Annotated in this window: 27 protein-coding genes; 15 read left to right on the top strand and 12 right to left on the bottom strand. The window is 62.4% G+C overall.

What is annotated here, in order from left to right:
- Positions 1-261: 261 nt before the first annotated feature.
- The 6 genes from HX801_RS25470 to HX801_RS25445 all read left to right on the top strand — a co-directional run bounded on the left by HX801_RS25470 (position 262) and on the right by HX801_RS25445 (position 6,521).
- Entirely contained in the window at positions 262-984 is a 723-nt protein-coding gene (locus tag HX801_RS25470; RefSeq protein WP_003211913.1) for a GntR family transcriptional regulator, read from the top strand.
- The gene (locus HX801_RS25465) at positions 981-1,769 is read left to right on the top strand and encodes an SDR family oxidoreductase (RefSeq protein ID WP_008437903.1); all 789 of its coding nucleotides are present in this window, start codon (positions 981-983) and stop codon (positions 1,767-1,769) included. The genes HX801_RS25470 and HX801_RS25465 overlap by 4 nt, the downstream gene beginning before the upstream one ends.
- Before the next feature lie 82 nt (positions 1,770-1,851).
- On the top strand, positions 1,852-2,784 hold the full coding sequence (locus HX801_RS25460) for a 3-keto-5-aminohexanoate cleavage protein (protein ID WP_177022953.1): 933 nt from the start codon (positions 1,852-1,854) through the stop codon (positions 2,782-2,784).
- A gap of 69 nt (positions 2,785-2,853) precedes the next feature.
- The gene (locus HX801_RS25455) at positions 2,854-3,732 is read left to right on the top strand and encodes an SMP-30/gluconolactonase/LRE family protein (RefSeq protein ID WP_177022952.1); all 879 of its coding nucleotides are present in this window, start codon (positions 2,854-2,856) and stop codon (positions 3,730-3,732) included.
- 75 nt (positions 3,733-3,807) lie between these two features.
- Positions 3,808-5,130, top strand: coding sequence for an MFS transporter (locus HX801_RS25450; RefSeq protein WP_177022951.1), 1,323 nt, complete (start codon positions 3,808-3,810; stop codon positions 5,128-5,130).
- Between the two features lie 59 nt (positions 5,131-5,189).
- Positions 5,190-6,521, top strand: a complete 1,332-nt coding sequence (locus tag HX801_RS25445; protein ID WP_008437906.1) for an MFS transporter — start codon at positions 5,190-5,192, stop codon at positions 6,519-6,521.
- On the opposite strand, the gene HX801_RS25440 is transcribed toward HX801_RS25445, so the two are convergent.
- Positions 6,476-6,721 carry a hypothetical protein gene (locus HX801_RS25440; RefSeq protein ID WP_166742145.1) on the bottom strand — a complete coding sequence of 82 codons (246 nt, stop codon included), beginning with the start codon at positions 6,719-6,721 and terminating at the stop codon, positions 6,476-6,478. The genes HX801_RS25445 and HX801_RS25440 overlap by 46 nt on opposite strands.
- Before the next feature lie 61 nt (positions 6,722-6,782).
- On the opposite strand from HX801_RS25440, the gene HX801_RS25435 reads away from it, so the two are divergent.
- The 3 genes from HX801_RS25435 (at position 6,783) to HX801_RS25425 (ending at position 9,365) form a co-directional block, all read left to right on the top strand.
- Positions 6,783-7,718, top strand: a complete 936-nt coding sequence (locus tag HX801_RS25435) for a LysR substrate-binding domain-containing protein (protein WP_003211897.1) — start codon at positions 6,783-6,785, stop codon at positions 7,716-7,718.
- Between the two features lie 26 nt (positions 7,719-7,744).
- A complete protein-coding gene (locus HX801_RS25430) occupies positions 7,745-8,932 on the top strand; it encodes a low temperature requirement protein A (protein ID WP_008437907.1) in 1,188 nt (395 codons plus the stop codon).
- 70 nt (positions 8,933-9,002) lie between these two features.
- Positions 9,003-9,365 carry a 5-carboxymethyl-2-hydroxymuconate Delta-isomerase gene (locus HX801_RS25425; protein WP_102368307.1) on the top strand — a complete coding sequence of 121 codons (363 nt, stop codon included), beginning with the start codon at positions 9,003-9,005 and terminating at the stop codon, positions 9,363-9,365.
- Between the two features lie 129 nt (positions 9,366-9,494).
- Here HX801_RS25425 and HX801_RS25420 read toward each other — a convergent pair whose 3' ends face one another.
- From HX801_RS25420 to HX801_RS25405, 4 genes are all read right to left on the bottom strand, one after another.
- Positions 9,495-10,430, bottom strand: coding sequence for a LysR family transcriptional regulator (locus tag HX801_RS25420; protein ID WP_023659100.1), 936 nt, complete (start codon positions 10,428-10,430; stop codon positions 9,495-9,497).
- A 137-nt stretch (positions 10,431-10,567) separates the two neighbouring features.
- Positions 10,568-11,755 (bottom strand): cyanate transporter, encoded by a 1,188-nt coding sequence (locus tag HX801_RS25415; RefSeq protein ID WP_177022950.1) that lies wholly within the window; start codon positions 11,753-11,755, stop codon positions 10,568-10,570.
- Between the two features lie 231 nt (positions 11,756-11,986).
- A complete protein-coding gene (locus tag HX801_RS25410; RefSeq protein WP_177022949.1) occupies positions 11,987-13,429 on the bottom strand; it encodes an aldehyde dehydrogenase family protein in 1,443 nt (480 codons plus the stop codon).
- Positions 13,426-15,051, bottom strand: a complete 1,626-nt coding sequence (locus HX801_RS25405) for a 5-guanidino-2-oxopentanoate decarboxylase (protein ID WP_177022948.1) — start codon at positions 15,049-15,051, stop codon at positions 13,426-13,428. Before HX801_RS25405 ends, HX801_RS25410 begins: the two co-directional genes overlap by 4 nt.
- A 111-nt stretch (positions 15,052-15,162) precedes the next feature.
- Here HX801_RS25405 and HX801_RS25400 point away from each other — a divergent pair, with 111 nt between their 5' ends.
- Positions 15,163-16,041 carry a LysR substrate-binding domain-containing protein gene (locus HX801_RS25400; RefSeq protein WP_008437911.1) on the top strand — a complete coding sequence of 293 codons (879 nt, stop codon included), beginning with the start codon at positions 15,163-15,165 and terminating at the stop codon, positions 16,039-16,041.
- Positions 16,042-16,159: 118 nt separating this feature from the next.
- On the opposite strand, the gene HX801_RS25395 is transcribed toward HX801_RS25400, so the two are convergent.
- On the bottom strand, positions 16,160-16,774 hold the full coding sequence (locus tag HX801_RS25395; protein WP_102368311.1) for an NAD(P)-dependent oxidoreductase: 615 nt from the start codon (positions 16,772-16,774) through the stop codon (positions 16,160-16,162).
- A gap of 34 nt (positions 16,775-16,808) precedes the next feature.
- Positions 16,809-17,681: an MBL fold metallo-hydrolase gene (locus tag HX801_RS25390; RefSeq protein ID WP_102368312.1), complete on the bottom strand. Its 873-nt coding sequence runs from the start codon at positions 17,679-17,681 to the stop codon at positions 16,809-16,811.
- Between the two features lie 104 nt (positions 17,682-17,785).
- Between HX801_RS25390 and HX801_RS25385 the strand changes: the two genes are divergently transcribed.
- Entirely contained in the window at positions 17,786-18,691 is a 906-nt protein-coding gene (locus HX801_RS25385) for a LysR family transcriptional regulator (RefSeq protein WP_003210653.1), read from the top strand.
- Positions 18,692-18,791: 100 nt separating this feature from the next.
- The gene (locus HX801_RS25380) at positions 18,792-18,968 is read left to right on the top strand and encodes a hypothetical protein (RefSeq protein WP_162835184.1); all 177 of its coding nucleotides are present in this window, start codon (positions 18,792-18,794) and stop codon (positions 18,966-18,968) included.
- Here the strand turns inward: HX801_RS25380 and HX801_RS25375 are convergent.
- Positions 18,952-19,848 (bottom strand): helix-turn-helix domain-containing protein, encoded by an 897-nt coding sequence (locus tag HX801_RS25375; protein ID WP_177022947.1) that lies wholly within the window; start codon positions 19,846-19,848, stop codon positions 18,952-18,954. The two genes, HX801_RS25380 and HX801_RS25375, sit on opposite strands and share 17 nt — an antisense overlap.
- A 189-nt stretch (positions 19,849-20,037) precedes the next feature.
- Between HX801_RS25375 and pobA the strand changes: the two genes are divergently transcribed.
- Together pobA and HX801_RS25365 are read left to right on the top strand one after the other, a co-directional pair.
- The gene (pobA, locus tag HX801_RS25370) at positions 20,038-21,222 is read left to right on the top strand and encodes a 4-hydroxybenzoate 3-monooxygenase (protein WP_177022975.1); all 1,185 of its coding nucleotides are present in this window, start codon (positions 20,038-20,040) and stop codon (positions 21,220-21,222) included.
- Between the two features lie 74 nt (positions 21,223-21,296).
- Positions 21,297-22,808, top strand: coding sequence for an MDR family MFS transporter (locus tag HX801_RS25365; RefSeq protein ID WP_003210657.1), 1,512 nt, complete (start codon positions 21,297-21,299; stop codon positions 22,806-22,808).
- Positions 22,809-22,952: 144 nt separating this feature from the next.
- Here HX801_RS25365 and HX801_RS25360 read toward each other — a convergent pair whose 3' ends face one another.
- Genes HX801_RS25360 through HX801_RS25350 form a run of 3 tightly spaced genes read right to left on the bottom strand, consistent with a single transcriptional unit; the run spans position 22,953 to position 24,989 of the window.
- Positions 22,953-23,792, bottom strand: a complete 840-nt coding sequence (locus tag HX801_RS25360; RefSeq protein WP_003210658.1) for a cache domain-containing protein — start codon at positions 23,790-23,792, stop codon at positions 22,953-22,955.
- 55 nt (positions 23,793-23,847) lie between these two features.
- Positions 23,848-24,318: a cyanase gene (gene cynS, locus HX801_RS25355; protein WP_003210659.1), complete on the bottom strand. Its 471-nt coding sequence runs from the start codon at positions 24,316-24,318 to the stop codon at positions 23,848-23,850.
- Between the two features lie 29 nt (positions 24,319-24,347).
- On the bottom strand, positions 24,348-24,989 hold the full coding sequence (locus HX801_RS25350) for a carbonic anhydrase (protein WP_177008933.1): 642 nt from the start codon (positions 24,987-24,989) through the stop codon (positions 24,348-24,350).
- Between the two features lie 112 nt (positions 24,990-25,101).
- Between HX801_RS25350 and cynR the strand changes: the two genes are divergently transcribed.
- Positions 25,102-25,968: a transcriptional regulator CynR gene (gene cynR / locus HX801_RS25345; protein WP_177022946.1), complete on the top strand. Its 867-nt coding sequence runs from the start codon at positions 25,102-25,104 to the stop codon at positions 25,966-25,968.
- Here cynR and HX801_RS25340 read toward each other — a convergent pair.
- Complete coding sequence (locus tag HX801_RS25340) at positions 25,943-26,719, bottom strand: transporter substrate-binding domain-containing protein (protein WP_177022945.1); 777 nt, start codon at positions 26,717-26,719, stop codon at positions 25,943-25,945. The genes cynR and HX801_RS25340 overlap by 26 nt on opposite strands.

The raw sequence follows: 26,719 nt of genomic DNA, 5'->3' as shown, positions 1-26,719 counted from the left end.
GAATCGGCATTCCCAACTCCACCAGCGTGCCATCTGGGCACCGCACACTAGAAACAACCTTTGCGCCTCCCCACGCCGCCCTTGAAGTTCATCCCGCCCTGCGAAGCAGAGGGTGGTGTCGCCGGTATCCCGCTCGCCATAGATCCCTGATTAATACAGTCGACGGCGACTGAAGCCATACCGTCAACGGGAAACTATTTGACATATTTGATTTGTGATCACATATTGGAGCCATAAGAACGACAACACAGGTTTTGACTCATGACAGATGGCCCGCTACTCCTTCCGACCTTGCGCCAGGTGTCCCGCGATACCTTGCAAGACCAGGTCTATCGCCAGATCCGCGAAGCCTTGATGAGTGGTCGTTTCCAGCCCGGCCAGAAACTCACCATCCGCGGCCTCGCCGAAGCCCTCGGCTCCAGCCCCATGCCAGTGCGCGAAGCCCTCCAGCGCCTCAGCGCCGAAAACGCCTTTGAAGTCACCGAAACCTCTCGTCTGCGGGTACGCATGATGACGGTCGAACGCCTGCGGGAAATCCGCGATGCGCGGGTCGCCCTGGAAGGTTTGCTGGCAGAAAAGGCCGTATTGCTCCTGGAAAAAGCCGACCTCGACGAAATCTCCGACCTCTGCCAACAGATGCAACAGGCCGCCGACGAAGTCGACGTTTCCCGCTACCTGTGGACCAACTTCGCCTTTCACCGTCGGATCTATGCCGTCGCCCAGGCCGAATTGACCATGGCCGCCGTGGAAAACTTCTGGCTGCACATGGGCCCGTGTTTTGCCCTGGTCGCCCCCGATAAAGCTCACTTGCAACGCTCGATGGAGGCGCATACGCGCATCGTCGAAGCCCTGGCCGCCCGCGATGGCGCCGGTGCCCGCGCGGCCGTGACCGATGACATCATGCAGGCCGCCGATTCCCTGGCGCGCCTGCTCGTCAAGAACGACCGTTCGCGGTCGTCTGTTTCAGGAGGTAAACGTGCATGAGTGTCCTACAGCGGCTGCAGCCCTATCCTGGGTTACGTGTGTTGATTTCCGGCGGGGCTGCCGGCATCGGTGAAGTGTTGGCGGCGGCCTATCTGGAGGCGGGTGCCAAGGTGCATGTGTGTGATGTCAGCGAACCGGCCCTGGCGGCGTTTCGCGACAAGTACCCGGGCACTGTCGCCACCCGTGCCGACGTGAGCGATGCCACGCAGATCGAGGCGGTGTTCCAGGTGCAGCGCGAGCAATTCGGCGGGCTGGATGTACTGGTCAACAACGCCGGGATTGCCGGGCCCACCGGCGGCATCGACGCCATCAGCGATGCCGAGTGGCAAGCCACGATCAATATCAACCTGACGGCGCAATACCGCTTTGCCCACCACGCGGTGCCGATGCTCAAGGAATCGTCCCACGGCCATCTGCTGCATATCGCCTCGGTCGCCGGGCGCCTCGGCTACGCCTGGCGCACGCCGTATGCGGCGACCAAATGGGCCATCGTCGGCCTGATGAAATCCCTGGCCTCGGAGCTGGGCGAAAGCGACATCCGCGTCAACGCCTTGCTGCCCGGCATCGTTGAAGGCCCGCGCATGGACGGCGTGATCCGCGCCCGTGCCGAACAGGTCGGTGTGCCGGAAGCCGAGATGCGCCAGGAATACCTGAACAAGATCTCCCTCAAGCGCATGGTCACCGCCGAAGACGTCGCGGCCATGGCCTTGTTTCTCTGCTCGCCCGCCGCCCGCAATGTCACCGGCCAGGCGATCAGTGTCGACGGTAACGTCGAGTACCTGTAGGCCGCGTCAGCGTTTAGCCAGGGAAGAACACACAAGTTACACCCGGGATTTTTTTCATAAGAATAAAAGTCGGAGAATCGTCATGTCCAAAAATCGTCCTGTGATCATCACCTGCGCCGTCACCGGTGCCATCCATACGCCGTCGATGTCGCCGCATTTGCCGATCACCGCGCAGGAAATTGCCGACGCCGCCATCGGTGCCGCCGAAGCCGGCGCCGCCATTGTCCACCTGCATGCCCGTGATCCCATCGATGGCCGTCCCAGCCAGGACCCCGCACTGTTCGCCGAATTCCTGCCGCACATCAAGGCCGCCAGCGACGTGGTGATCAATATCACCACCGGCGGCGCACCGACCATGGGCGTCGAAGAACGTCTGCAACCGGTGATGCAGTTCAAGCCGGAACTGGCCTCGCTGAACATGGGCTCGATGAACTTCGGCCTGTACGAAATGCTCAACCGCTTCACCGAGTTCAAGCATGACTGGGAGCGTCCGTACCTGGAAGAAAGCGACGACCGGATCTTTCGCAATACCTTCCGCGACATTACCCACATCCTCAATTCCTGCGCCGAGAACCGCACCCGTTTTGAAATCGAGTGCTACGACATCGGCCACCTGTACACCGCCGCCCATTTCCTGGAGCGCGGCCTGCTGAAACCACCGTTGTTTATCCAGTCGGTATTCGGTTTGCGCGGCGGCATCGGCGGGCACCCGGAAGACCTGGCCCATATGCGCCGCACCGCCGACCGCCTGTTTGGCGACGACTACGTGTGGTCGATCCTCGGCGCCGGCCGTGGGCAGATTCCGCTGGCCACCATGGGCCTGTCCATGGGCAGCAACGCCCGGGTCGGCCTGGAGGATTCGCTGTGGGATGGCCCGGGCAAACTGGCCGCGTCCAACGCCGACCAGGTACGGCGCATTCGCGCAGTGATCGAAGCCCTCGGCCATCAGGTCGCCACGCCGGATGAAGCGCGGGAAATCCTCGGGCTCAAGGGGCGCGACCAGGTCAATTTCTAAGTGACAAACCGGCCGCGTCACGGCGCGGCCATGCCCATCCCGCACAACAACAAAAAAGGGGATAACACCATGCGTATCGAAGTGCTTGTGGACGTGAAGACCACCCTGGGCGAAGGCCCGGTGTGGGACGTCGAACAACAACGGTTGTACTGGATCGACAGCGCCGACGGCCGAATCCTGCGCTGCACCGAGGATGGCCGCGAACTGCGGGCCTGGGATGTGGGCCAGAAAATCGGCTCCATGGCCCTGCGCCATAGCGGCGAGCAAGCCATCGTCGCCCTGCAAAACGGCGTGCACCTCCTCGACCTCAACAGCGGCGAACTGGCCCTGGTGGTCGACCCGGAACCCGCGCTGCCCAACAACCGCCTCAACGACGGCAAGGTCGACCGCCAGGGGCGCTTTGTCTTCGGCTCCATGGACACCCTCGAAGACAGCGCCAGCGCCAAACTCTACCGCCTCGACGCGGACCTGAGCCTGCACACCCTGGACGAAGGCATCATCGTGTCCAACGGCCCGTGCTGGAGCCCGGCGGGCGATACGTTCTACTTTTGCGACACCTGGTCCGGCGAGATCTGGGCCTATGACTACGACCCAGCCAGCGGCGCGGTGAGCAATCGACGCACCTTCGCCAAGGTCGATACCAGCGGCGGTGGCGCTGCCGACGGCTGCACCGTGGATGCCGAAGGCTGCCTGTGGCAGGCGCTGGTCTACGCCGGAAAACTGGTGCGCTACACACCCGACGGCCAAGTCGACCGGATCATCCAGATGCCGGTGAAAAAGGTCACCAGCCTGACCTTTGGCGGGCCGAACCTGGACACCCTGTTTGTCACCTCCATGGCCAAGCCACCGTTGCCGCGTTTCCCGGCCGACGGTCAGCAGCGCGGGGCGCTTTTTGCGATCACCGGGCTGGGCGTGCAAGGAATAGCCGAGCGACGGTTCGCCAGCTAGCGCGTTTTTTTCAACAAGGCACTTTCCTTTCGCAACCTTGTGTCAGTGCGCGCCCTCGCGCGCCTGGAGAAACCCATGGCAACCTTGAAAAAAGCCTCGCTGCGCAGTATTCACCGGCACTCCTGGGTGTCGCTGCTGGTGTGCTGGATGATCTGGATCCTCAACGCCTACGACCGTGAGATCGTGCTGCGCCTGGGGCCGACCATCTCCAAGCATTTCGATTTGTCGGCCGACCAGTGGGGCACCATGGCCACGGTGATCATGCTGGCCCTGGCCCTGCTGGATATCCCCGGCTCCATGTGGAGTGACCGCTACGGCGGTGGCTGGAAACGTGCGCGGTTCCAGGTGCCGCTGGTGCTGGGCTACACGGCTATTTCGTTCCTCTCCGGGTTCAAGGCCCTGAGCGGCAACCTCGCGACCTTTATCGCGCTGCGGGTCGGTGTCAACCTCGGCGCAGGCTGGGGCGAGCCGGTGGGCGTGAGCAACACCGCCGAATGGTGGCCGGTGGAGCGTCGTGGTTTTGCCCTTGGCGCGCACCACACCGGTTACCCGATCGGCGCCATGCTCAGTGGCATCGTCGCCAGCTTTGTCATCAGCACCTTCGGTGAAGACAACTGGCGCTACGTGTTCTTCTTCGCGTTCGTGGTGGCGTTGCCGCTGATGATTTTCTGGGCGCGCTATTCCACCGCCGAACGCATCACCGCGCTGTACGTCGACATCGCCGCCAAGGGCATGACCCCGCCGGACAACGCACCGGCCAGCCAAGTGAAGGGCCACGCCTGGCGCACCTTTATCGCCACGTCGCGCAACCGCAATATCGCCCTGACGGCGGGTAATACGATGCTGACCCAAGTCGTGTACATGGGCGTCAACATCGTGCTGCCGGCCTACCTGTACAACATCGCCGGGCTGTCCCTGGCCGAGTCGGCGGGGATGAGCGTGGTGTTCACCTTGACCGGGATTCTCGGGCAACTGGTGTGGCCGTCGCTGTCGGACATCATTGGCCGGCGCGTCACCCTGATCATCTGCGGGGTGTGGATGGCCGCCAGTGTCGGTGCGTTCTACTTCGCCAACACCCTGACCCTGATCATCGTCGTGCAACTGCTGTTCGGCCTGGTGGCCAACGCAGTGTGGCCGATCTACTACGCGGTGGCCTGCGACTCGGCCGAGCCGTCGGCGACCTCCACCGCCAACGGCATCATCACCACCGCGATGTTTATCGGTGGCGGCCTGGCGCCGGTGCTGATGGGCAGCCTGATTGCCATGGGCGGCGGCTGGACCACCTTGCACGGCTACACGGTGTGCTTCTTCGTGATGGCCGGCTGTGCCCTGGGCGGGGCGCTGCTGCAACTGTTTTCCCATCGCCCGCCGGCGCTGGTTGCGCAACTCGAACCCTAGAACAACACCGATGCGTCCCCCAGCCGTTGCGCTGGCGGGGCGCCAAGAGGAATTGCCCGATGAAGACTGCCAACACCGCCCGTGAACCACGGGAGTTGAACAAACTGATGTTCGTCAAGCTGATGCCCCTGCTGATCATCGCCTACGTGCTGAGCTTCCTGGACCGCACCAACATCGCCTTGGCCAAGCACCACCTGGACGTTGACCTGGGGATTTCAGCAGCGGCCTATGGCCTGGGCGCCGGGCTGTTTTTCCTGACCTATGCGCTGTCGGAAATCCCCAGCAACCTGATCATGCACAAGGTCGGCGCGCGGTTCTGGATAGCCCGGATCATGGTGACCTGGGGCCTGATTTCGGCGGCCATGGCGTTCGTCCAGGGTGAGACCTCGTTCTATATCCTGCGCCTGCTGCTGGGCATTGCCGAAGCCGGCCTGTTTCCCGGGGTGATGCTGTACCTCACCTACTGGTTCAACCGCGAGCAACGGGCGCGGGCTACCGGGTATTTCCTGCTCGGCGTGTGTTTTGCCAACATCATCGGTGGCCCGGTGGGCGCGGCGTTGATGCGCATGGACGGGCTGCTCGGCTGGCACGGCTGGCAGTGGATGTTCCTGCTCGAAGGGCTGCCGGCAGTCGCGTTTGCCTGGGTGGTGTGGTGCAAGTTGCCGGACCGTCCGAGCAAGGCGCCATGGCTCTCGGCCGAAGAGGCGCGCGGGATTGAACAGCGCATCGCGATGGAGACCGAAGAGGGCGCAGGCGAGGGCGGGCATTCCCTGAAGAACTGGCTGACACCGCAGATCCTGCTGGCGATCTTTGTGTATTTTTGCCATCAGATCACCATCTACACCGTGATCTTTTTCCTGCCGAGCATCATCAGCAAATACGGTGAATTGAGCACCATGAGCGTCGGCTTGCTGACCTCATTGCCGTGGATTGCCGCAGCGGCCGGCGCTGTGTTGCTGCCGCGCTTTGCGACCACGCCCACCCGTGCCCGGCGGCTGTTGATTACCGGTTTGCTGACCATGGCGTTGGGGCTGGGGATTGCCTCGGTGTCGGGGCCGGTGTTCAGCCTGCTGGGCTTTTGTGTGTCGGCGGTGATGTTCTTTGTGGTGCAGTCGATCATCTTTCTCTACCCGGCCTCGCGCCTCAAGGGCGTGGCGCTGGCGGGCGGGCTGGGCTTCGTCAATGCCTGCGGATTGCTCGGCGGGTTTGTCGGGCCGTCGGTGATGGGCGCGATCGAGATGAGCACCGGCAATGCCACGAATGGCTTGAAAGTGATTGCCGTGGTGCTGGTGGTGGCCGCGTTGGCCGCCTTGCGTTTGCGTCAGGGGCAGGAGCAGGAGCCCGGTCACACCAGCAACGAGGTAGGAAACCCCGAAGCCAGCACCAGGTAAGCCACGACTGCCGCCAGGCACAAACCGACAAATACCCGTAACAGTGTCCTGGCGGTGGGATGAGCGATGAATTTGATGGCCCAGAGCAAAATCCCGGCAACCAGGATGCTCAAGGCAGAAATGACCAGCACGATGGTGTTCTCGCAAGCCTTGGAAGCTGCTTTATAGTCCCAAAGGCCCGTGTTGAACAGTGTGCGCATAGACGCAGGGCCCCGGGTGTTTCTAAACTGCGACTTATCCAGGGCAGTGGGGCGGTCGCCGATGAATCGCAATGAATTACGCAAGGCCGACATCAATTTGATGGTGGTCTTTGAAACCTTGATGCTCGAACGCAACGTGACCCGGGTGGCGGAGAAGCTGTTTCTCGGGCAACCCACCATCAGTTCGGCCCTCAACCGCCTGCGTACGTTGTTCAATGACCCGCTGTTCATTCGTGTCGGCCATCGGATGGAACCTACCGCGCGGGCCGAGGAAATCATCAAGCACCTGTCGCCGGCCCTCGACTCCTTGTCGTCGGCCCTGAGCCTGACCCACGATTTCGACCCGTCCATCAGCACCATGACCTTTCGCATCGGCCTGTCCGATGACGTCGAGTTCGGCCTGCTGCCGCCGCTGCTGCGCGCCTTGCGCCAGGAAGCGCCGCAGGTGGTGTTCGTGGTGCAGCATGTGGATTACTGGCGCATCCCTGACCTGCTGGGTTCCGGGGATATCACCGTCGGCATCACCCAGACCCGCGGCCTGCCGGCCAATGCCAAGCGCAAATTATTGCGGCATATCCGCCCGTGCCTGCTGCGGGCGGATGCCTCGGACAAACCCCTGACCCTCGACGAATATTGCGCACGGCCCCATGTGCTGGTGTCCCACACCGCCAACGTGTCCGGGTTTGCCGATGAGTGGCTGGCGGAAATCGGTCGCAAGCGCCACGTGGTGCTCTCGGTGCCGCAATACAGCGCATTGCCGGCGCTGCTCGCCGGCACCGACATGATCGCCAGCCTGCCGGATTACACCGCCCAGGCCATGGCCGCCGGAGGCAATCTGTTCTGTGAACCGTTCCCGTTCGAAACCCCGACCCTGGACTTGTCGATGGTCTGGCTCAGCCACGTTGACACCGATCCGGCGGAGCGCTGGATGCGTTCGCGGCTGGAGGCGTTCATGAGCGAGCGGGACATGCTGCCGGTGGTCGCACCCAAATCTTGAGATAAAACCTTCAGGGAGATCCAGGCATGGCCCCATCCCGTTCCTTGCTGCGTGGGCGCGGCAGTCATGACAGCGGCAAGGTTGGCATGGTCGAGCTGTTTTTCGACCTGGTGTTCGTGTTTGCCGTGACCCAGTTGTCCCATTCGCTGCTCGCCCACTTGTCCATCGGCGGTGCCGTGCAGGTGGCGTTGATGATGGTCGCGGTGTGGTGGGTGTGGATCTTCACTTCGTGGGTCACCAACTGGCTGGACCCGGAAAAAATCCCGATCCGCATCGGCCTGTTCGGTTTGATGGTGGCGGGCCTGTTGCTGTCCTCGTCGATCCCCAAGGCGTTTACCGATCGCGGGCTGTTGTTCGCCGGCGCCTATGTGTTCATGCAGGTAGGACGCACGCTGTTTGCGTTGTGGGCGGTGCGCGGCGAGTCGCTGAACATGACCCGCAATTTCCAGCGGATCCTGGCGTGGATGCTGTTTTCCGGGGTGTTCTGGATCACCGGTGCGCTGCTCGAAGGCGAGCAGCGTTTAGCCTTCTGGGCCCTGGCGCTGTTGATCGAGTTGATTTCCCCGTCGGTGTATTTCTGGGTGCCCGGGCTTGGGCCCTCGACGCTTGCGGACTGGAATGTGGAAGGCAACCACATGGCCGAACGCTGCGGCCTGTTTGTGATCATCGCCCTCGGTGAGTCGTTGCTGGTGACCGGCGCGACCTTCGCCGAACTGCCCTGGAGCGTGGACGGGCTGGCGGCATTCCTGGTGGCAGTGGTGGGCAGCATCGCCCTGTGGTGGATCTATTTCGACAGCGGCGCCGAGCGCGCCCACCATCGCATTGCCAGCTCTGCCGACCCGGGCCGTCAGGCGCGGATCGCCTACACCTACCTGCATGTATTGATCGTCGCCGGGATTATCGTCAGCGCCGTGGCCGACGAACTGGTGCTGGTGCATCCGGGGCATGCCAGCCAGGCGGGCGTGGTGGCGATCATCGCCGGCCCGTGGTTGTTCCTGCTGGGCAGTGCGCTGTTCAAGTGGGTGATGAGCGACCGGCCGTTGCCACCGTTTTCGCACCTGGGCGGCTTGCTGATGCTGCTGGTATTGCTGCCGCTGGGATTGCAGCAGGTGTTTTCGGCGTTGGTACTGGGGGCGTTGACGTCGGCGGTGTTGGTGATCGTGGCGATCTGGGAAAATCGCTCGCTGCACAGCCTGACCGAAGTTTCACACTGAAAGCGGTCTGATTCCGCCCGGCCCCGTGCTATATGTATGACTCTTTTCCTACAACAACTCGGAGCCTTTCATGCCGCATCTGCATCTGGAATACACCGCCAATCTCACAGAGCTGGCCGTTGAGAAAACCTTGTTGCGGCTCAACAACGTGCTGATGGCGTCCGGGCAGTTCGGTTCCGAGTTCGATATCAAAAGCCGCGCGCTGAAGGTGGAGACATTCCAGGTTGGCACGTCCATCAGCCCGCGCGCTTTTATCGCGGTCAAGCTGTCGCTGCTTAGCGGGCGTTCACCGCAGGTCAAGAAGCAATTGTCGGAAAGCCTGTTGGCGGCGCTGCAGGACCTAGGCGATTGGCCTGCAGACCTGCAGGTGCAGCTCAGTGTCTTGCTGGTCGATATGGATCGCGAGTCCTACAGCAAAGTCACCATCGGCTGACGGGCAATACTCTGAGGCGAGGGAGCTTGCTCCCGCTGGACCGGGGCTGGCGCTCCAGTGCGAAGCGCTCCCAAAATTCTTGGGGCCGCTACGCAGCCCAGCGGGAGCAAGCTCCCTCGCCACAGGGGGTCATAATAATCCCTGATCCGCACACACCTTCACCACCTGCTCCCTGAACCACGTGTTGGCGCTGTCCTGCGCGCTGTGTTCATTCCACTGCATATCCAGGGTAAACCCCGGCAAACCGTTCGGCGCTTCGCAATGGCCGAACACGGTCGTGTCTGCCAGCAGCTTCAGCACTCGACGGGGCAAGGTGACGATAAAGTCAGTGCCGGTGATCATCTTCAGCGCCGCGCTGTAGCTGTTGGCGCGGGCGATCACCTGGCGTTTGTGGGACTGGCGCGCCAGCCAGCCGTCGATCATGTTGGTGTCGGAACTCCAGGGCGTGGGGAACACATGGCGCCGGGCGACGAAGGATTGCAGGCTGAACGCCGGTTCCCGGGGCGCCGAGTGTTTGTCGAACACGCACACCAGGTCGTCCTCCAGCAGCATCTGGGTCTTGATGTCCTTGTGCTCGCGATGAAAGTGCGGCCCGAAGCAAATCACCAGGTCCAGACGCCCGTCGCGCAAGGCGTCGGCCGGGACCTCGGTTTCGAGCTTCTGCACGTTGACGATCACCGGCAGGTCGGCGCGGTCGAAGTTTTTCAGCAGGCGCGGCAGGATCAACTGTTCGAAGTATTCGGGGGCGCAGACGTTGAAGGTCACAGCCTTCTGGGTGGGGTCGAACGTTTGGCTGCCGGCATGGCACAGGTTGATGCTTTCGAGGATTTTCTGCACATGCCCGTACATGGTGGCGGCTTTGTACGTAGGACGCATGCCCGCCCGGGTGTTGATAAACAACTCGTCTTCGAAGCTGGTGCGCAGCTTCTTCAGGCTGTAGCTCACGGTGGACTGGCTGACGAACAGGGTTTCGGAAACCTCGGTGACGCTGCTTTGGTCGTAAACAGCGACAAACACCATCAGGTCCTGCATATCGAGCTTTCTAAGCAAGTTGCTGTTTAGCATCCGTTCCGTCCGCAAGCGCTTTGTACCGAACTCGGTACAAGACAATACAAAATGTTAACGGAACGCTCGTACCAATAGAAAGCTCTGTCGGACCTTTCTCTGTTTGAGGTGGGACAAATAATGTTTACAACACGACCTCAGCGAATATGCCGCGCGTAATGCCGGGGATCGAAGCGCAGTACGATCAGCAGCATCACCACCACCACGGCCGTCAGTGACCACCAGGCCCACTCGAAGCTGCCCAGCTGGTCGCGGATCATCCCGGCAATCAACGGCGACAACCCGGCGATCAGGTAGCCGATGCCCTGCACAAAGGCCGTCAGGCCACCGGCGCGGCGCGGGTTGTCGAGGTGGTCGAGGGACAGGATCAGGCTCATCGGAAACAAGCCGCCAATCCCCAGGCCGAGCAAACACGGCCACAGCAGGCTCAGGTATTGCGGGCTCAGGATCAGCCCGCAGAAGCCGGCGATGATCAGCACCAGCAGCACCGCGACCACACCCCGCTTGTCCCTCCGGCGGTTGGCGATGGCCGGGGTAATCAGGCCGGAGACCACTTCCATGGCCGTCAAAAAGCCCAGCAACAGGCCGGCGTTCTGTTCACTCCAGCCTTGTTCCACGTAGTACGGCGCCAGCCAGGCCAGCACGCAGGTGTAGGACGCGGTACCGAGGCCGAAGAAAATCGCCAGCAACCAGGCCCTGCGATTGCCGAAGAATGACGCCTGCGGGCCTGCGCCGGCTTGCGGCAGCGGCGGCAGCACCGAGCGTTGGGCGTACCAGAACACCAGCGCCAATACCGCGAGAACCGCCCAGATGGCCAGGCCGATGCGCCAGCTGCCGGTTTGCATCTGGATAAACGGCGAGAACGAAGCGGCGAGGGCCGCGCCGCCCATGATCGCGGTGACGTACAGGCCCATGAACAGGGAAACGTTGTCGCTGAAGCGCGACTTGATCAAGGCGGGCATCAACGCCTGGATCATCGCGATCCCCACACCGGCCGCGATGGCGCTGAAGATCAGCTCAACCGCCGAGTCCAGGAACAACCGGGAGACGGTGGCCAGGCCGATCACCACCAGCGACAGCACAATGCTGCGATGCTCGCCGAAGCGTTTGGCCACGCCCATGCCAAAAAACATCGCCAGGCCCATGGCCATGACCGGCAGCATGGTCAGCAGGGAGGCCGTGCTGAAACTCAGGGCCACATCGGCGCGAATCGACGACAACAACGGGCCGACGGCGGCCATCGACGGGCGCAGGTTGAGGGCAACCAGCACAACGCTGATCATCAGCCAAACGGCGGTGGCGGGTTTTGCGCGGACGTTTTCCATGGGAAGGCCTTGAACTGACAAGGGCAGTATTAGGCCGGGCGTGGGGGAGGGCGGCAAATGAGAAAGTCGTTGGGGCTATTGAAAAAATGCATCTGCTGACACGGCACAAATCAACAGGTAGGAGCTGGCTTGCCTGCGATAGCGGTGGGTCAGGCAACACATCTGTGTCTGATAGACCGCAATCGCAGGCAAGCCAGCTCCCACAGGGAACAGTGGTGCTCTTGAGTGTTTCTACACCGCCCGGATCACATGCTTGATCTCCTGAAACGCCTGCAACCCCCACGGCCCCAGTTCGCGGCCAATGCTGCTCTGCTTGTAACCACCCCACGCCGTTTGCGGGAAGATCACCTGCGGCGCATTGATCCACACCAAACCCACCTGCAAAGCATTGGCCACTCGCTCAGCCGCTTCCACGTTGCTGCTCAGCACGCTCGCGACCAGGCCAAACTCACTGTCATTGGCCAGCGCCACCGCCTCGGCCTCATTGGCAAAACTGCGCACGCACAGCACCGGGCCGAAGATCTCCTCGTTCCACAACGCGCTGTCCAACGGCACTTCAGTGAAGACCGTCGGGCGAATGAAATACCCATGAGGCAAATCCGCCGGGCGCCCGCCGCCACACAGCAGCTTCGCGCCGGCTTGCAGGCCACGTTCGATATGCCCCAGCACCCGCTGGTACTGCGCACGGTTGACCAATGCGCCCATTTCCACGTCTTCGGCAAACGGGTCCGCCACGCGAATGCTCTCGGCCCTGGCCTGCAAGCGGGTGAGAAACTCGTCCGCCAGTTCGTCGGCCACCAACACCCGGCTGGTGGCGGAACACATCTGCCCGGCGTTGAAGAAACCACCGCCGCAGGCCAGTTCCACGGCCAGGTCGAGGTCGGCGTCCGCCAGCACCAGCAACGCGGATTTGCCGCCCAGTTCCAGGCTCACACCCTTGACCGTTTCGGCGGCGCGCTGCATCACCTGCACGCCCACGGCATTGCTGCCGGTGAAGGAGATTTTCGCGATCCGTGGGTCAGCCGCCATCGGCGCGCCCACCGCCAGGCCAGTGCCGCAGACCAGGTTGAACACACCGACAGGCAAGCCCACCGAAGCGATGATCCGGGCCAGTTCCAGCTCTGCCAGCGGCGTCACTTCCGAAGGCTTGAGCACCACGCAGCAACCGGCCGCCAGCGCGGGGGCGAGTTTCCAGGCGGTGGTCACCATCGGGAAATTCCACGGCACGATCAGGCCCACCACGCCGCAGGCTTCACGGCGTACACGGGCGCTGAAATCCTCAGTGGGCAGTACCACCGGACGGTCCTGGCTGGCATCCATTTCGTCGGCCAGGTTCGCGTAATAGGCAAAGGTGGCGATCACGTCATCCACATCGATGCCGGCTTCAAACAGCGGCTTGCCGTTGTTGCTCGATTGCAGTTGCATCAGGTGTTCACGCTCTGCGCTCACACCCTCGGCGATCTTGCGCAACAGCGCGGCGCGGTCGCGGCCGGTGCTTTTTGACCAGCCCGGGAAGGCCGCGCTGGCGGCGCCGATGGCCTCAGTCACCGCGCCTGCATCACCCACGCTCACTTGGGCCAGGGTGGCCTCGGTGGCCGGGTTGATCACGTCCAGCACGTCATGGCCGGCACGCCACGCGCCATTGATAAACAGCCCATTCAATACCGCGCTCATACCGCCACCTCCTTCATCCAAAGCCCCTGGTCGATTTCAATCAGCGTCGGGCCCTGGCGATCAGTCGCGGCACGCAAGGCGCTGCGTAATTCCTCAACACCCCGGATGCGCTGGGCAGCAGCGCCGAGGGCCTTGGCCACGCCGATAAAGTCCGGGGTGTAGATGTCCACGCCCACCGGTTCGATGGCGCGGTTGACCATGTATTTCTTGATCTCCTCATAGCCCTGGTTATTCCACAGCAGCACGATCACCGGCGTGCGCGCTTCCACGGCGCTGGCCAGTTCCGGCAGGGTGAATTGCAGGCCGCCGTCGCCGATCAGGCACACCACCGGTGCACCGTTGCCGCGCCCCAGCCACGCACCGATGGCCGCCGGCAAGGCGTAGCCGAGGGTGCCGTAGCCGGTGGAGGAGTTGAACCAGCGGCGCGGCTGGTCGAGGTTCAGGGTCAGGTTGCCGGTGTACACCGGTTGGGTGGAGTCGCCCACCAGTACGGCGTCGGGCAGTTCGTCCAGGACGGTGTTGAGGAACAGGGTTTGCGCGCGGGTGGCGGCGTCCCAGGTGGGTTCCAGTTCGCTCCACAGGCGGGCGACGCGGCGGGCGCCCCAGTTGCTGTCCCGGGCGGCCAGGGGTTTGTTGCCCAGCTCGGCAAGCAGTGCCTGCGCAGCGATTTGCGCGTCGGCTACCAGCGCGACTTGCGGCGGGTAATTGCGCACGGTCTGGTCGGAATCGATGTCGATGCGCAGCAGGGCGCCGGGAATGTCGAAGCCGCCGGCGAAGGTCACGTCGTAGTCGGTTTCCGCCAGCTCGGTGCCGATCGCCAGCACCACGTCTGCCTCGGCCACCAGCGCGCGGGTGGCGACCAGGGTTTGGGTCGAGCCGATCAGCAGCGGGTGGTTGGCGGCCAGCATGCCCTTGGCATTGATGGTCAGCGCCACCGGCGCGCCGAGGGCTTCGGCCAGCTGCGTCAACTCGGGGGCTGCGTCGATGGCACCGCCACCGGCGAGGATCAGCGGACGTTTCGCCGCTGCGAGCAACTGGCTCATCTGCTTGACCGCCGACGGCGCAGCGCCAGCGCGGGAAACGCTGACCGGTTCGCTGCCGAGCAACGCGTCGGCGTTTTCCACCAGCACGTCCAGCGGGATTTCGATATGCACCGGGCGCGGTCGTCCGGCCTGGAACAGCGCAAATGCCCGGGCCAGTACACCGGGCAACTCGGCCGCCGACATCAAGGTATGGGAGAACGCCGCCACGCCCGCGATCATCGCGTTCTGGTTCGGCAGCTCGTGCAGCTTGCCGCGCCCGCCGCCCAGCTGGCTGCGGGACTGCACGCTGGAGATCACCAGCATCGGGATCGAGTCGGCGTAGGCCTGGCCCATGGCGGTGGTGATGTTGGTCATGCCGGGGCCGGTGATGATGAAGCACACGCCGGGCTTGCCGCTGGTGCGCGCATAGCCGTCGGCCATGAAGCCGGCGCCCTGTTCGTGGCGCGGGGTGACGTGGCGGATGCTCGAGCGCGCCAGGCCCCGGTAGAGTTCCACGGTGTGCACGCCGGGGATGCCAAACACCTGGTCCACGCCGTAGCCTTCCAGCAGGTTGACCAATACTTCGCCGCAGGTCGCCATTGTCGTCGCTCTTATTGTTGATAAAGGCCCGTATTGGAACGGCTGGCCCGTAGCGGCAACAATCGATAAAAAGTCATACTAGCCATGTCCTCACGTCATGGCTGCGCCCTTATGAAACGTCTTCCGCCGCTGCCGGCCCTGCACACCTTTTGGGTCACGGCCCAGTGCTGCAACTTCACCCGAGCCGCCGAGCAATTGCACATCACCCAGGGCGCGGTGAGTCGGCAGATCGCCGGGCTGGAAAGTCATCTGGGCTATGCGCTGTTCCAGCGCCAGGCTCGTGGCTTGAGCCTCACCGAAGAGGGCCGCGAATGGTCACTGCGGGCGCAGCAGGTGTTCGGCCTGATCGGCGAGGCGGTGGAGCAGATCGGCACCCGCCGCGAGACCTTGCAGCTCAAGGCCTCCACCTGCGTGATGCGCTGGCTTCTTCCACGGCTGATGCAGTGGCAGCAGGAACGCCCGGATGTGCCGGTGGAGTTGACCACCACCGTGGCCTACACCGTCGACTTTCGCCGCGAGCAGTTCGATGCCGCGGTGATCTACGCGCCGATTGCCGAGCAGTCGGCCCAGGCCCGGCATCTGTTCGATGAGCGCCTGACGCCGGTGTGCGCGCCGGCCTTGCTCGGTGGCTTGCACACGCCTGCCGATTTGCAGCAACAGGTGTTGTTGCACCCTACGCGGGATGAGCGCGATTGGGCGTTGTGGTTGAAAGCGGCGAATACACGCTTGAGCAATCTGGCCCAGGGGCATCATTTTGAAACCCTGGACCTGGCGATGACGGTGGCGTCCCAAGGCTCGGGCGTGGCGATTGGCGACAGCGCGCTGATTGGCGAGGACCTGAAGGCGGGGCGGTTGGCGACGCCGTTTGAACTACGGGTGCCGACGGGGATGGGGTATTACCTGGTGTACCCGCCGGGCACTGAGCCCTCGGCGGGGTTGGAGCAGCTTATGGACTGGCTGGTGAGCCAGGCACAGTCGCCGTCACAATGAAGATCAAAATGTGGGAGCGGGCTTGCTCGCGAAGGCGCCGGGTCAGCCAATACATCTGTTGACTGACACACCGCATTCGCGAGCAAGCCCGCTCCCACATTTTTAGTGCGCGTCAGCCTTAGTAGCCGACGGTAAACCGCTGGCGTGAATGCTTCGGTGTTTCCACTTCATCAATCAGCGCAATCGCAAAGTCGGCAAAACTGATCCAGCTGCGGCCTTCACTGCTCACCAGCAATTCATCCTGGCCCAGGCGGAATGTGCCGGTGCGTGCGGTCTCGACGAACTCCGCCGAAGGCGACAGGAAGGTCCAGTCCAGGTCTTTTTCCTGGCGCAGGGTATCGAGGAAAACACTGCCGGCGCTGGCTTCGGCTTTGTATTCCTCGGGGAAGCCCGGGCTGTCGATCACTCGGCTGCCGCCCGGCAACAACAGCGAACCGGCACCGCCGACCACCAGCAGGCGCTTCACGCCGGCTTTTTTCACCGGGTTGATCACCGCTTCCGGCGGCAGGGTGGCGAAGTGCGCCGCACTGATCACCACGTCGTTGCCGCGGATGGCCTGTTCCAGCGCCTGGGCATCCAGCGCATCGACTTGCTTGGCGGTGACGCCAGGGCGCGCCCCGATCTTGTCGGTATTACGTGCGATGGCCGTGACGGTGTGCCCGCGACGCAGCGCTTCTTCCAGCAGTTGGCTACCGGCACGACCGGTGGCACCAATGATTGCGATCTTGCTCATGACGTTCTCCAGTACGGTTAAGGGTTGAATCAACTCACCACTGCATTTCGCCCTTGGCGACTTTGGCGCCCAGTTCCAGGGTGCTCTCGTCACCCAGGTTCGGGTAACGCTTTTGCATCGCCGCAATCAGGGCGGCGGAGTCCTTGGCCTTGGCGGTTTCTTCGTCAAAGGCCTTGATGTAGTCGGCGGTGAACGCCACGGATTTGAGCGACGGCGTACCCAGGTAGTGACCCGGAATCACCGTGCGCGGTTTCAAGTCCTGGATACGTTGCAGGGTGGCCAGCCAATCGGTGTGGGACTTCGCGGTCTGCGTATCGGCCATCCACACATGAATGTTTTCCGCGACGACTACACCACCGACCACCGCCTTGATCGACGGGATCCACACAAAGGTGCGGTCCGGTTGTGCGCCGTCGAGGCCGATCACCTCCAACTGCTTGCCTTCGAGGGTCAGGCTGTGGCCCTCAAGCACCTGGGGAATGACGGCTTTGCCAGGCTTGTCCGCGCCCAGTTTCGGGCCCCAGAACGCCAGTTTGTGTTCAACGGTGGCCTTGATATGGTCCACCACCGGCTGCGGTGCCAGGACTTTGGCCTGGGGGAAGGCGGCGGTCAGGGTATCGAGGCCGAAGTAGTAGTCCGGGTCGCCGTGGCTGATGTAGATGGTAGTCAGGCGCTTGCCGCTGGCGCGGATTTTTTGCACCAGTTGCTCGGCCTGGGTCTTGCCGAATTGGGCGTCCACCAGGATCGCATCTTTGTCGCCGCTGACCAGTACCGAGGTGACCGGCATCATCGCGGTCTCGCCCGGGTTGTAGGCGTCCAGAGTCAAGTCGGCCGCCATGGCGTGCGCGGCGAAGGCCAGGGAGGCGGCGGCCAGGGCCACGCGCTTGAGCGGGGAGAATCCAAACATGTGCAGCTCCAGTCATCGGTAAGGTGTGGACAGAGCTTAGTTGCACCAAACGCTACAAAAAATGCGATGCTTGGACATAGTTTGTTTCTAAAAGCGGGCAAATCATGGATCGTCTTCAAGCAATGCGGGTGTTTGTCGCGGTGGTGGACTTGGGCAGCCAGTCGGCGGCAGCCGACCATCTGGACCTGTCGCGCCCGGTGGTGTCGCGCTACCTGGCGGAGCTGGAAGACTGGGTCGGCGCGCGCCTGATGCACCGCACCACCCGCAAGCTCAGCCTGACCGCCGCCGGCAGCGAAACCCTGCCCCGTTGCCGACAGATGCTGGAGTTGTGCAGCGACATGCAGGCCGCCGTCAGCGAACCCGACGAAGCGCCTCGCGGCCTGCTGCGCCTGAGTGTCAGCACCTCGTTCGGCCAGGCGCAACTGGCCGATGCCATGGCCGAATACGTCAAGCGCTACCCGCTGGTCAACATCGATATGCAGATGCTTGATCGCACGGTGAACCTGGTGGATGAGCGCATCGACCTGGCGATCCGTACCAGCTTCGAACTGGACCCCAACCTGATCGCCCGCCGCCTCACGCTGTGCCGTTCGGTGATCTGCGCATCGCCCGCTTACCTGCTGGAGCATCCGCAACCGCGGCAGGTACAGGACCTGGCCCGGCACAATTGCCTGACCCACTCCTACTTCGGCAAAAGCCTGTGGCACTTCATGGAAAACGGCGAGCCGGTGTCGGTGCCGGTGCAGGGCAATATCAGCGCCAACGAGGCCAGTACCTTATTGCGGGTGACGCTGGCGGGGGCAGGGGTGTCGCGGCTGCCGAGTTATCAGGCGGGCGACTACATCCGCAGTGGCGAGTTGATCCGCTTGTTGCCCGAGGCCGAGCCGCAGCAGATGAACATCTACGCGGTGTACGCCTCGCGCAAGCATATGCCGGCGGCGCTTCGCAGCCTGCTGGATTTCCTGGTATTGAGGTTTCCGGAAGAGCCGGTGTGGGACGTCGGTCTCTAAGCCGACATAAACAGGTTGAATGTCGCCCGATAATGGCGACTTGCCCCAGCTGACCTATGCTTATCAAAGCACCTTCTTGATCGGATCAGAGGTCAGCATCATGTCGATCAAAACAAGAAAGTACCTGATGATTTTCACCCTGTGCGCCGCCGCCACCGCGCTCTATGGCACTGCCGCCTACCGCGTCGAACAGACCCGCATGCAGCCGGGGTTCGCCTCCAGCTGCAATCACGGTCAATGCGTAGGCCACATGGCTGCCTTCAGTTCGCTTCGCTAGAGGCCTGGTCGGCTTTCAACTGCTCCCGAAACGCCTTCGGGGAGAACCCGACGCGTCGGCGAAACAGCCGTGAGAAGTTGGTCGGGTCGGAAAAGCCCAACACCTCCGACATTTCATTGATGGTCATGCTGGTGTAGGTCAGCAGGCGCTTGGCTTCCAGCAACTGGCGGTCGTGCATGATCTGCAACGCGGGCTGCCCGCCCAACTCCCGACACGTACCGTTCAGGTGTGAGACCGAGATCCCGAGCTTGTGGGCCAGGTCTTCGATTTTCGGGTGCTCGCGATAATGTTGCTCTACCAGCTGGGTGAACCGGCGGAAGTATTCGCGGCCCCGCGGTGCTCGTGGGTGGCGACGCTGGATGGCCTGGCGGCTGATCCACACCAGCAGTACGCTGACCAGGGCGTGCATCATCATGTCCCGCGCCGGTTGGTCGCTGGCGTACTCCTCCTGCAGGCGCGCAAACAGGCTGTTGAGGTAGTCACTGTCGTTGCCGGCAGGGTAGCTGCCCAAGGCGTTCAGGCCATCCAGCGCGGCCCCCAGTTGCCCCTGCAAATGCGCCATCAGCGGCGCGGCCAGGGTGACCACAAACCCCTCGACGTTTTCGGAAAAGCGAAAGCCATGCACGCATAACGGTGGCAGCACCTGCAGCGTCGATTCATTCAGGGTGCTGCGCTGCCCCTCGATCTCCAGTTGTGCCTGGCCTTTGTGCACGTAAAGCAACTGGCACAGGTCCGCATGCCGGTGGGGCTGGATTTCCCACTGGTACTCACGGCTGCGCCGGGAGATGGTTTCACAGTGCAACAAATCCGGGGTCGGCCATTGCTGGCTCTCACCGTAGAGTTTGAACACTGGAATCGCGGCACTGGCAGTTTTGGTCATGGCTTCATCCGATACTTCGGGAGAGTTGTGCGGTAATCGCCCCAATTGGCGAAAAGCGCAGCTTTGGGCTCAGTTTTCACCTTCTTATGCCGGGCACTCAAGTGAAAAATGCCAGCAACACCTTCAATGACAACTCTTTCACCGGATACGTTCGGATGAAGCTTGCGGGCCATAAAAATAATGAAAACGCTGAAAACCCAAGTCGCCATCATCGGCGCCGGTCCCTCGGGGCTGCTGCTCGGTCAACTGTTGCACAACGCCGGGATCGAAACCCTGATTCTTGAGCGCCAGACGCCGGATTACGTGCAAGGGCGCATACGTGCCGGGGTGCTGGAACAAGGCATGGTCGACCTGCTGCGCCAGGCCGGCGTGAGTGCGCGGATGGATGCCGAAGGCCTGGTGCATGAGGGCTTTGAGCTGGCGCTGAATGGGCAACTGACCTATATCGACCTCAAGACGCTGACCGGCGGCAAGACGGTGATGATCTACGGGCAAACCGAAGTCACCCGCGACCTGATGGCCGCGCGCCAGGCCAGCGGCGCGACAACGTTGTATGAAGCCGGCAACGTGCAGCCCCATGATTTGAAGAGCCCGGAGCCGTGGCTGAGCTTCGAACATAAAGGCGAGCAGTACCGGCTGGACTGCGACTACATCGCTGGCTGCGATGGATTTCACGGTGTGGCGCGCCAGTCAATTCCCACCGAGGCATTGAAAGTCTTTGAACGGGTCTATCCGTTTGGCTGGCTGGGCATCCTCGCCGACACCCCGCCGATCCACGATGAACTGGTGTACGCCAAGCACGAACGCGGTTTTGCCCTGTGCAGCATGCGTTCACCGACCCGCAGCCGTTATTACCTGCAGGTGCCGGCCGATGAGTCGGTGGACGACTGGTCCGATGAGCGCTTCTGGGATGAACTGAAAACCCGCTTGCCCAGCTCACTCACCGAGCAACTGGTGACCGGCCCGTCCATCGAAAAGAGCATCGCGCCACTGCGCAGTTTTGTGGTGGAGCCGATGCAGTACGGCCGCCTGTTCCTGCTCGGCGACGCTGCCCACATTGTGCCGCCCACCGGCGCCAAGGGTTTGAACCTGGCGGCCAGCGATGTCAGTACCTTGTTCAATATCCTGCTCAAGGTGTATCGCGAGGGCCGAGTGGAATTGCTGGAGAAGTACTCGCAGATTTGCCTGCGAAGGATCTGGAAGGCCGAACGGTTTTCCTGGTGGATGACCTCGATGCTGCATCAGTTTCCTGAGGCAGACGGCTTCAGCCAGCGCATCGCCCAGAGCGAACTGGAATACTTCGTCGACTCCGAAGCCGGTCGTAAAACCATTGCAGAAAATTACGTCGGACTTCCTTACGAGGCTATCGAATAGTCAGCTATCTAGTACACTGACGAGCATTCCCGTGGGCCTCCTTTTCCCGCGGGCCCTTGCTCGCAGGTTCTGCCGTGACCAACCTCAATCAGCCCGCCACACCCGCCGTGCGCAGTGTCCTTGTCGCCTTGATGATGGCTATCTTTCTCGGGGCTTTGGACCAGACCATCGTCGCCGTCTCCATGCCGGCGATTTCCGCCCAGTTCCATGACGTCAACCTGCTGGCCTGGGTGATCTCCGGCTACATGGTGGCGATGACCGTGGCGGTGCCGATCTACGGCAAGCTCGGCGACTTGTACGGGCGCCGGCCAATGATGCTGATCGGCATGGGGCTGTTCACCCTCGCGTCACTGTTCTGCGGCATGGCCCAGAGCATGGAGCAACTGGTGCTGGCGCGGATCCTCCAGGGCATCGGTGCCGGCGGGATGATTTCGGTCAGCCAGGCGATTATCGGCGACATCATCCCGCCCCGTGAGCGCGGGCGCTACCAGGGTTACTTCAGCAGCATGTACGCGGTGGCGAGCGTGGCCGGCCCGGTGTTGGGCGGCTACATGACCGAGTACCTGTCGTGGCGCTGGGTGTTCCTGATCAACCTGCCGCTGGGCGCGGGCGCCTGGTGGGTGGCCCATCGCACGCTGGTGGGGCTGCCGGTGCCGCAACGCAAGCCGGTGATCGACTACCTCGGCACCTTGCTGATGATCGTCGGTTTGACGGCGCTGTTGCTGGGTATCACCGAAATCGGCCAGGGCCATCATTGGCGCGATGATGAAGTGCTGGGGCTGTTGGTTTGTGCCGTGGTGGCGTTGACGGTGTTTGTGTGGCACGAGCGTCGGGCGCGGGAGCCCTTGTTGCCGATGCACCTGTTTGCCAACCGCAGCGCAGTGTTGTGCTGGTGCACGATTTTCTTTACCAGCTTCCAGGCGATTTCCCTCACGGTGTTGATGCCGCTGCGTTACCAGACCGTCACCGGTTCCGGTGCCGACAGTGCCGCCTTGCATTTGCTGCCGCTGGCGATGGGTTTGCCGATGGGGGCGTATTTTGCCGGGCGCATGACCTCGGTGACCGGGCGTTATAAACCGATGATCCTGATTGGCGCCTTCCTGAGCCCGATCGCGATTTTCGGCATGGCGTTGAGTGCGCCTCAGGCGGTGGCGGTCACCAGTCTGTTTATGTTGCTGTGCGGGATTGCCGCCGGGATGCAGTTTCCGACTTCCCTGGTGGGTACGCAGAACTCGGTGGAGCAGCGGGATATCGGGGTGGCGACCAGCACCACCAACCTGTTCCGTTCCCTGGGCGGTGCGGTTGGGGTGGCATGCATGTCGGCGCTGTTGCTGGCGTTGTTGCAGGACTCCAGTTTTGCGCACCTGGCCAGTGGGGCGCTGGTCGCGGAAGGGAGTTCGGGGAATGTGCTGCTGGATGGCTTGAATGCGGCGCCTGGGCCGGCGCAGGATGCCTTGCGGGGGGAGTTGTTGATTACCTTCAGGCATTTGCTGATGGTCAGTGCCGGGGTGTCGTTGTTGGGGTTGGCGGCGGCGATTGCCATGCCTAATCGCGTGTTGCGGGGGCGGGAAGACAAGGCCAAATAGTTGGAACAATGAAGATTAAATGTGGGAGCGGGCTTGCTCGCGAATGCGGTCTGTCAGTTGATAAATAGGTTGGCTGATACACCGCATTCGCGAGCAAGCCCGCTCCCACATTCGATTGCGTTCCAGCATTTAAATAGCTGACCTTCACGGGCTGTAATACCCCACAGCCACCATGAAATGTCCGGTTTTGCGCAAATACGCATGCTTGTTCTCAACCTTTCCGGTCACCGGATTTTTCCAGCGGTACTTGTATTCCCCCTGATCCTGCTCGGCCATGACCGCCAGGATCGGCTCACCCACCGGCTTCCCGTCGGGATCCTTGATCTTGCTGAAATCCGTATTCACCAGCCGCGGAGTCGTGCCATGGGCCACGTAGCGCTGAGTGTCGAGGTCAACCACAAACACATACAAATCGTCCTGTAGAAAACCACCCTGCATGGCGTTGATGGCCTTGAGCGTCCCAACCGGGTCTTTCTCCAGCGCCTTGACGGCTTTGTTTCGCAGCGCTCTGGCATGTTCCGGCGTCGCCCGCGGCAGGTAGTAGCCAACGGCCAAAATCCGCTGCCCGACGCGCTGGTAATACACATGCTTGCGCTCCACCTTGCCGTCATTCCAGTTCTGCCACCGGTAATCGGCCTGCTGGATGCCACTGCCCTCAGGCACCGCCAACGCCTCCTTGAACGACTTGTTCAGATCCGGCCCCAGTACCTCGGAAACATTGCGCCCGATCAACGCAGAAGAGGGCCCGCCACTCGCCAGCAGCACGCCCTTGGTGTTGACCACGAACACGTAACGGTCCTGGTCGACGAATTCACCCTGGCGGCTGAACGCCGCAAAAGCCTTGTCACCATTCGTCTGGTAATACGCCAAGGCCTTTTCCAGCAAGGCCTTGGCGGCTTGGGCATCCGCCTCCTCAGCGGTGGCGGCGTGCACCTGGCCAACACATAACAGCAGCAGCCAGGTGGCTCGGAGCATTGCCTTCATTACCCGTCCCTCGATCTTGTTGGTGTGCCAAGAGCGTAGACGGTTTGCCGGCAAATCAGAACGGTTTGGTCGGCAGGTATTTGCCATCCAGGGTGATCACCGCGCGGGAGCCGCCGTCCGGGTCTTCGACCTTCTTGATGTCCAGCTTGAAGTTGATCGCGCTGATGATGCCGTCGCCAAATTGTTCGTGCACCAGGGCCTTGAGGGTCGAACCGTAGACCTGCAGCATTTCATAGAAACGGTACATGGTCGGGTCCGTCGGCACGCCGCCCGGAAAGCTGCCGCGCAGGGGCACGGTTTGCAGCAGGCGGCTGGCGTCCTGGTCGAGGCCAAGCTTGTCGCAGACCACATCGGCAGCGTCCTTGGGCAGCGGATGCTGGCCGAGCAGGGCGGCGGTGACGAACGCCAGGCTCAGGCCGGTGCCGTCGGTGAGGTCCTGCCATGACAGGTTCTTGCGCGCCTTGATGTCGATGACGGTGTCGGCCAGGGCCAGGCGTGGGGATTGGGCGAATTGGGATTGCAACATGGTGATGTCCTCTTGGGTTTGAATAAGGTTCAGGCGGCGTGGGCACGGGTGGCCGGGTGGTCGAGCAGCGACATGAAGCGCCCGTTGCGGCCATCCAGGGCGTCGATGGCGCCGCTTTCGATGTCGTAGACCCAGCCGTGCAGGCTCAGCCGGCCTTGTTCCAGGGCCAGGGCCACGGAAGGGTGGGTCTTGAGGTTGGCCAGTTGGGCGACCACGTTTTCCCGTACCAGCGAGTTCAGCCGGTCGGCATCCGATGCGTGAGTGCGGGCGGCATTGATCACCTTGGCCGACTCGGCGTGGCGCAGCCAGTTGGCCACGGCGGGCAAGTGGTCGAGGCATTTGCAGGTGGAGATCGCGGTCATGGCACCGCAGTCGGAGTGGCCGCAGATCACGATGTCGCTGACGCCGAGAACGGCCACTGCGTATTCGACGGTGGCCGACACGCCGCCAGGCTCCGGCCCGTAGGACGGGACGATGTTGCCGGCGTTACGGATCACAAACAGGTCACCGGGTTCCTGCTGGGTCAGCAGTTCCGGGACTACGCGGCTGTCGGAACAAGACACGAACAACGTGCCGGGGTTTTGCGTGGTAGCCAGGTGTTTGAACAGGTCGCTGCGTTGGGTGAAGGCTTCACCCTGGAACTTGCGAAAGCCGTCGATGAGATCTTGCATGGTGGTTCTCCTTGCGTCGCTGATGGGGCAAGGATGGAAGTTTTCAGCTATAGCGTCCAAGACCGGCTTATTATGGTTTCTATAAGTCATGCCTATAGTTGGAGCGCCTTCCATGTTGCTGCGTCATATCCGCTACCTGCTGGCCGTTGCCGAGCACCGTAATTTCACCCGGGCGGCGGAGGCGCTGCATGTGTCGCAGCCGACCTTGTCGCAGCAGATCCGGCAACTGGAAGACACTCTCGGTGCGCCACTGCTGGACCGTTCCGGCAGAAGCGTCAGCCTGACCGATGCAGGCGAGGCCTATGTGCGGTTTGCGCGCCTGGCCTTGCAGGATCTGCAGGCCGGCACCCGCGCCATGCATGACGTGCAGGACCTGAGCCGTGGCAGCTTGCGCCTGGCGATGACGCCGACATTTACCGCCTACCTGATCGGGCCGCTGCTGGCACGATTTAACGGGCTGTATCCGGGGATTACAGTGAGTGTCGAGGAGCTGACCCAGGACCGCATGGAGGCGGCACTGACGGAGGATTTGCTGGATATCGGCATCGGTTTTACCGGCGAGCATTTGCCGGATATCGAGTGTGAAGGGGTGTTTGTCGAGGCGTTGAGCGTAGTGGTGAGCGCCGGTCATTCCGGCATTGATCGACAGTCGTGGCTCCAGCAGCCGTTGGTGCTGCTGAATGCCGGCTTCGCCACGCGTCGCTATATCGATGAGTATTTTCGCAGCCAGGCGGTGAAACCGCTGATCACCATGGAGGCCAATTCCATCAGCGCGATTATCGAAATCGTACGAAATACGCAGTTGGCGACCATCCTGCCCAGCGCGATTGCCCAGGTGCAGCCGGGGTTGCAGGCGGTGCCGCTAAGCCCGCCGTTGCCGCAACGCACGGCGGCGTTGCTCAGCCGCAAGGGAGGCTATCGCAGTGCGGCGTGCAGGGCGTTTGTCGAGCTGGTCAGGGCGCAGCCAGCCACTGATTGATGATGCCGTCATACACGCCGGTCACCGTGCTCAAGTGCAGCCACTGGTCCACGTAACTCTTCCATGCGACATCATCGCGGGGCAGCAGGAACGCTTTTTCGCTGTACTGCATGTACCGCTCGGGATTCACCGCGCACAGTCCCGGCTTGAGCTTCTGCTGATACCGCGCCTCGCTGGCGTCGGTGATCATCACGTCCGCCTTGTTCGCCAGCAGTTCCTCGAAAATCGTCACGTTATCCGGGAACAGCGTCAGTTGTGCCTTGCCCAAATGCGCCCGCGCAAATACTTCATTGGTGCCGCCCGCAGGCTCGATCACGCGTACCTGCGGCTGATTGATCTGCTCCACCGTCTGATAGCGCTGCACATCGGCGCAACGCACCAGCGGGATCTTGCCGTCGACGCCCAATGGTTGGCTGAAAAACGCCTTTTTCTGCCGCTCCAGGGACACTGAAATACCACCCACCGCAATATCACAGCGCTGGGCCAGGAAGTCCGGCATCAGGGTTTTCCAGGTGGTCGGCACCCACTTCACCTGCACCCCAAGGCTCTTGGCCAGGGACTGGGCCATCGAAATGTCGATGCCTTCGTAGCTGCCGTCCGGGCGTAAATAGCTGTAGGGCTTGTAGTCGCCGGTGGTACAGACGCTCATTTCGCCGCGCTGGAGCACTTCATCCAGGCGCGACGCGGGGCTGTCGGCCAGGGCCTGGGCAGACAGGCCGGCCAGCAGGGGAAGGGTCAGCAATGCTTTCAT

The organism is Pseudomonas sp. G1002, from assembly GCF_013385455.1.
Taxonomy (GTDB): Bacteria; Pseudomonadota; Gammaproteobacteria; order Pseudomonadales; family Pseudomonadaceae; genus Aquipseudomonas.
This window is presented reverse-complemented; position numbering and strand designations above follow the sequence as displayed.

What these genes read in the sequence shown, in the direction of transcription:
- HX801_RS25470 (WP_003211913.1), top strand. Translation starts at nt 262, where the DNA reads ATGACAGATGGCCCGCTACTCCTTCCGACCTTGCGCCAGGTGTCCCGC.
- HX801_RS25465 (WP_008437903.1), top strand. Translation starts at nt 981, where the DNA reads ATGAGTGTCCTACAGCGGCTGCAGCCCTATCCTGGGTTACGTGTGTTG.
- HX801_RS25460 (WP_177022953.1), top strand. Translation starts at nt 1,852, where the DNA reads ATGTCCAAAAATCGTCCTGTGATCATCACCTGCGCCGTCACCGGTGCC.
- HX801_RS25455 (WP_177022952.1), top strand. Translation starts at nt 2,854, where the DNA reads ATGCGTATCGAAGTGCTTGTGGACGTGAAGACCACCCTGGGCGAAGGC.
- HX801_RS25450 (WP_177022951.1), top strand. Translation starts at nt 3,808, where the DNA reads ATGGCAACCTTGAAAAAAGCCTCGCTGCGCAGTATTCACCGGCACTCC.
- HX801_RS25445 (WP_008437906.1), top strand. Translation starts at nt 5,190, where the DNA reads ATGAAGACTGCCAACACCGCCCGTGAACCACGGGAGTTGAACAAACTG.
- HX801_RS25440 (WP_166742145.1), bottom strand. Translation starts at nt 6,721, where the DNA reads ATGCGCACACTGTTCAACACGGGCCTTTGGGACTATAAAGCAGCTTCC.
- HX801_RS25435 (WP_003211897.1), top strand. Translation starts at nt 6,783, where the DNA reads ATGAATCGCAATGAATTACGCAAGGCCGACATCAATTTGATGGTGGTC.
- HX801_RS25430 (WP_008437907.1), top strand. Translation starts at nt 7,745, where the DNA reads ATGGCCCCATCCCGTTCCTTGCTGCGTGGGCGCGGCAGTCATGACAGC.
- HX801_RS25425 (WP_102368307.1), top strand. Translation starts at nt 9,003, where the DNA reads ATGCCGCATCTGCATCTGGAATACACCGCCAATCTCACAGAGCTGGCC.
- HX801_RS25420 (WP_023659100.1), bottom strand. Translation starts at nt 10,430, where the DNA reads ATGCTAAACAGCAACTTGCTTAGAAAGCTCGATATGCAGGACCTGATG.
- HX801_RS25415 (WP_177022950.1), bottom strand. Translation starts at nt 11,755, where the DNA reads ATGGAAAACGTCCGCGCAAAACCCGCCACCGCCGTTTGGCTGATGATC.
- HX801_RS25410 (WP_177022949.1), bottom strand. Translation starts at nt 13,429, where the DNA reads ATGAGCGCGGTATTGAATGGGCTGTTTATCAATGGCGCGTGGCGTGCC.
- HX801_RS25405 (WP_177022948.1), bottom strand. Translation starts at nt 15,051, where the DNA reads ATGGCGACCTGCGGCGAAGTATTGGTCAACCTGCTGGAAGGCTACGGC.
- HX801_RS25400 (WP_008437911.1), top strand. Translation starts at nt 15,163, where the DNA reads ATGAAACGTCTTCCGCCGCTGCCGGCCCTGCACACCTTTTGGGTCACG.
- HX801_RS25395 (WP_102368311.1), bottom strand. Translation starts at nt 16,774, where the DNA reads ATGAGCAAGATCGCAATCATTGGTGCCACCGGTCGTGCCGGTAGCCAA.
- HX801_RS25390 (WP_102368312.1), bottom strand. Translation starts at nt 17,681, where the DNA reads ATGTTTGGATTCTCCCCGCTCAAGCGCGTGGCCCTGGCCGCCGCCTCC.
- HX801_RS25385 (WP_003210653.1), top strand. Translation starts at nt 17,786, where the DNA reads ATGGATCGTCTTCAAGCAATGCGGGTGTTTGTCGCGGTGGTGGACTTG.
- HX801_RS25380 (WP_162835184.1), top strand. Translation starts at nt 18,792, where the DNA reads ATGTCGATCAAAACAAGAAAGTACCTGATGATTTTCACCCTGTGCGCC.
- HX801_RS25375 (WP_177022947.1), bottom strand. Translation starts at nt 19,848, where the DNA reads ATGACCAAAACTGCCAGTGCCGCGATTCCAGTGTTCAAACTCTACGGT.
- HX801_RS25360 (WP_003210658.1), bottom strand. Translation starts at nt 23,792, where the DNA reads ATGAAGGCAATGCTCCGAGCCACCTGGCTGCTGCTGTTATGTGTTGGC.
- cynS (WP_003210659.1), bottom strand. Translation starts at nt 24,318, where the DNA reads ATGTTGCAATCCCAATTCGCCCAATCCCCACGCCTGGCCCTGGCCGAC.
- HX801_RS25350 (WP_177008933.1), bottom strand. Translation starts at nt 24,989, where the DNA reads ATGCAAGATCTCATCGACGGCTTTCGCAAGTTCCAGGGTGAAGCCTTC.
- cynR (WP_177022946.1), top strand. Translation starts at nt 25,102, where the DNA reads ATGTTGCTGCGTCATATCCGCTACCTGCTGGCCGTTGCCGAGCACCGT.
- HX801_RS25340 (WP_177022945.1), bottom strand. Translation starts at nt 26,719, where the DNA reads ATGAAAGCATTGCTGACCCTTCCCCTGCTGGCCGGCCTGTCTGCCCAG.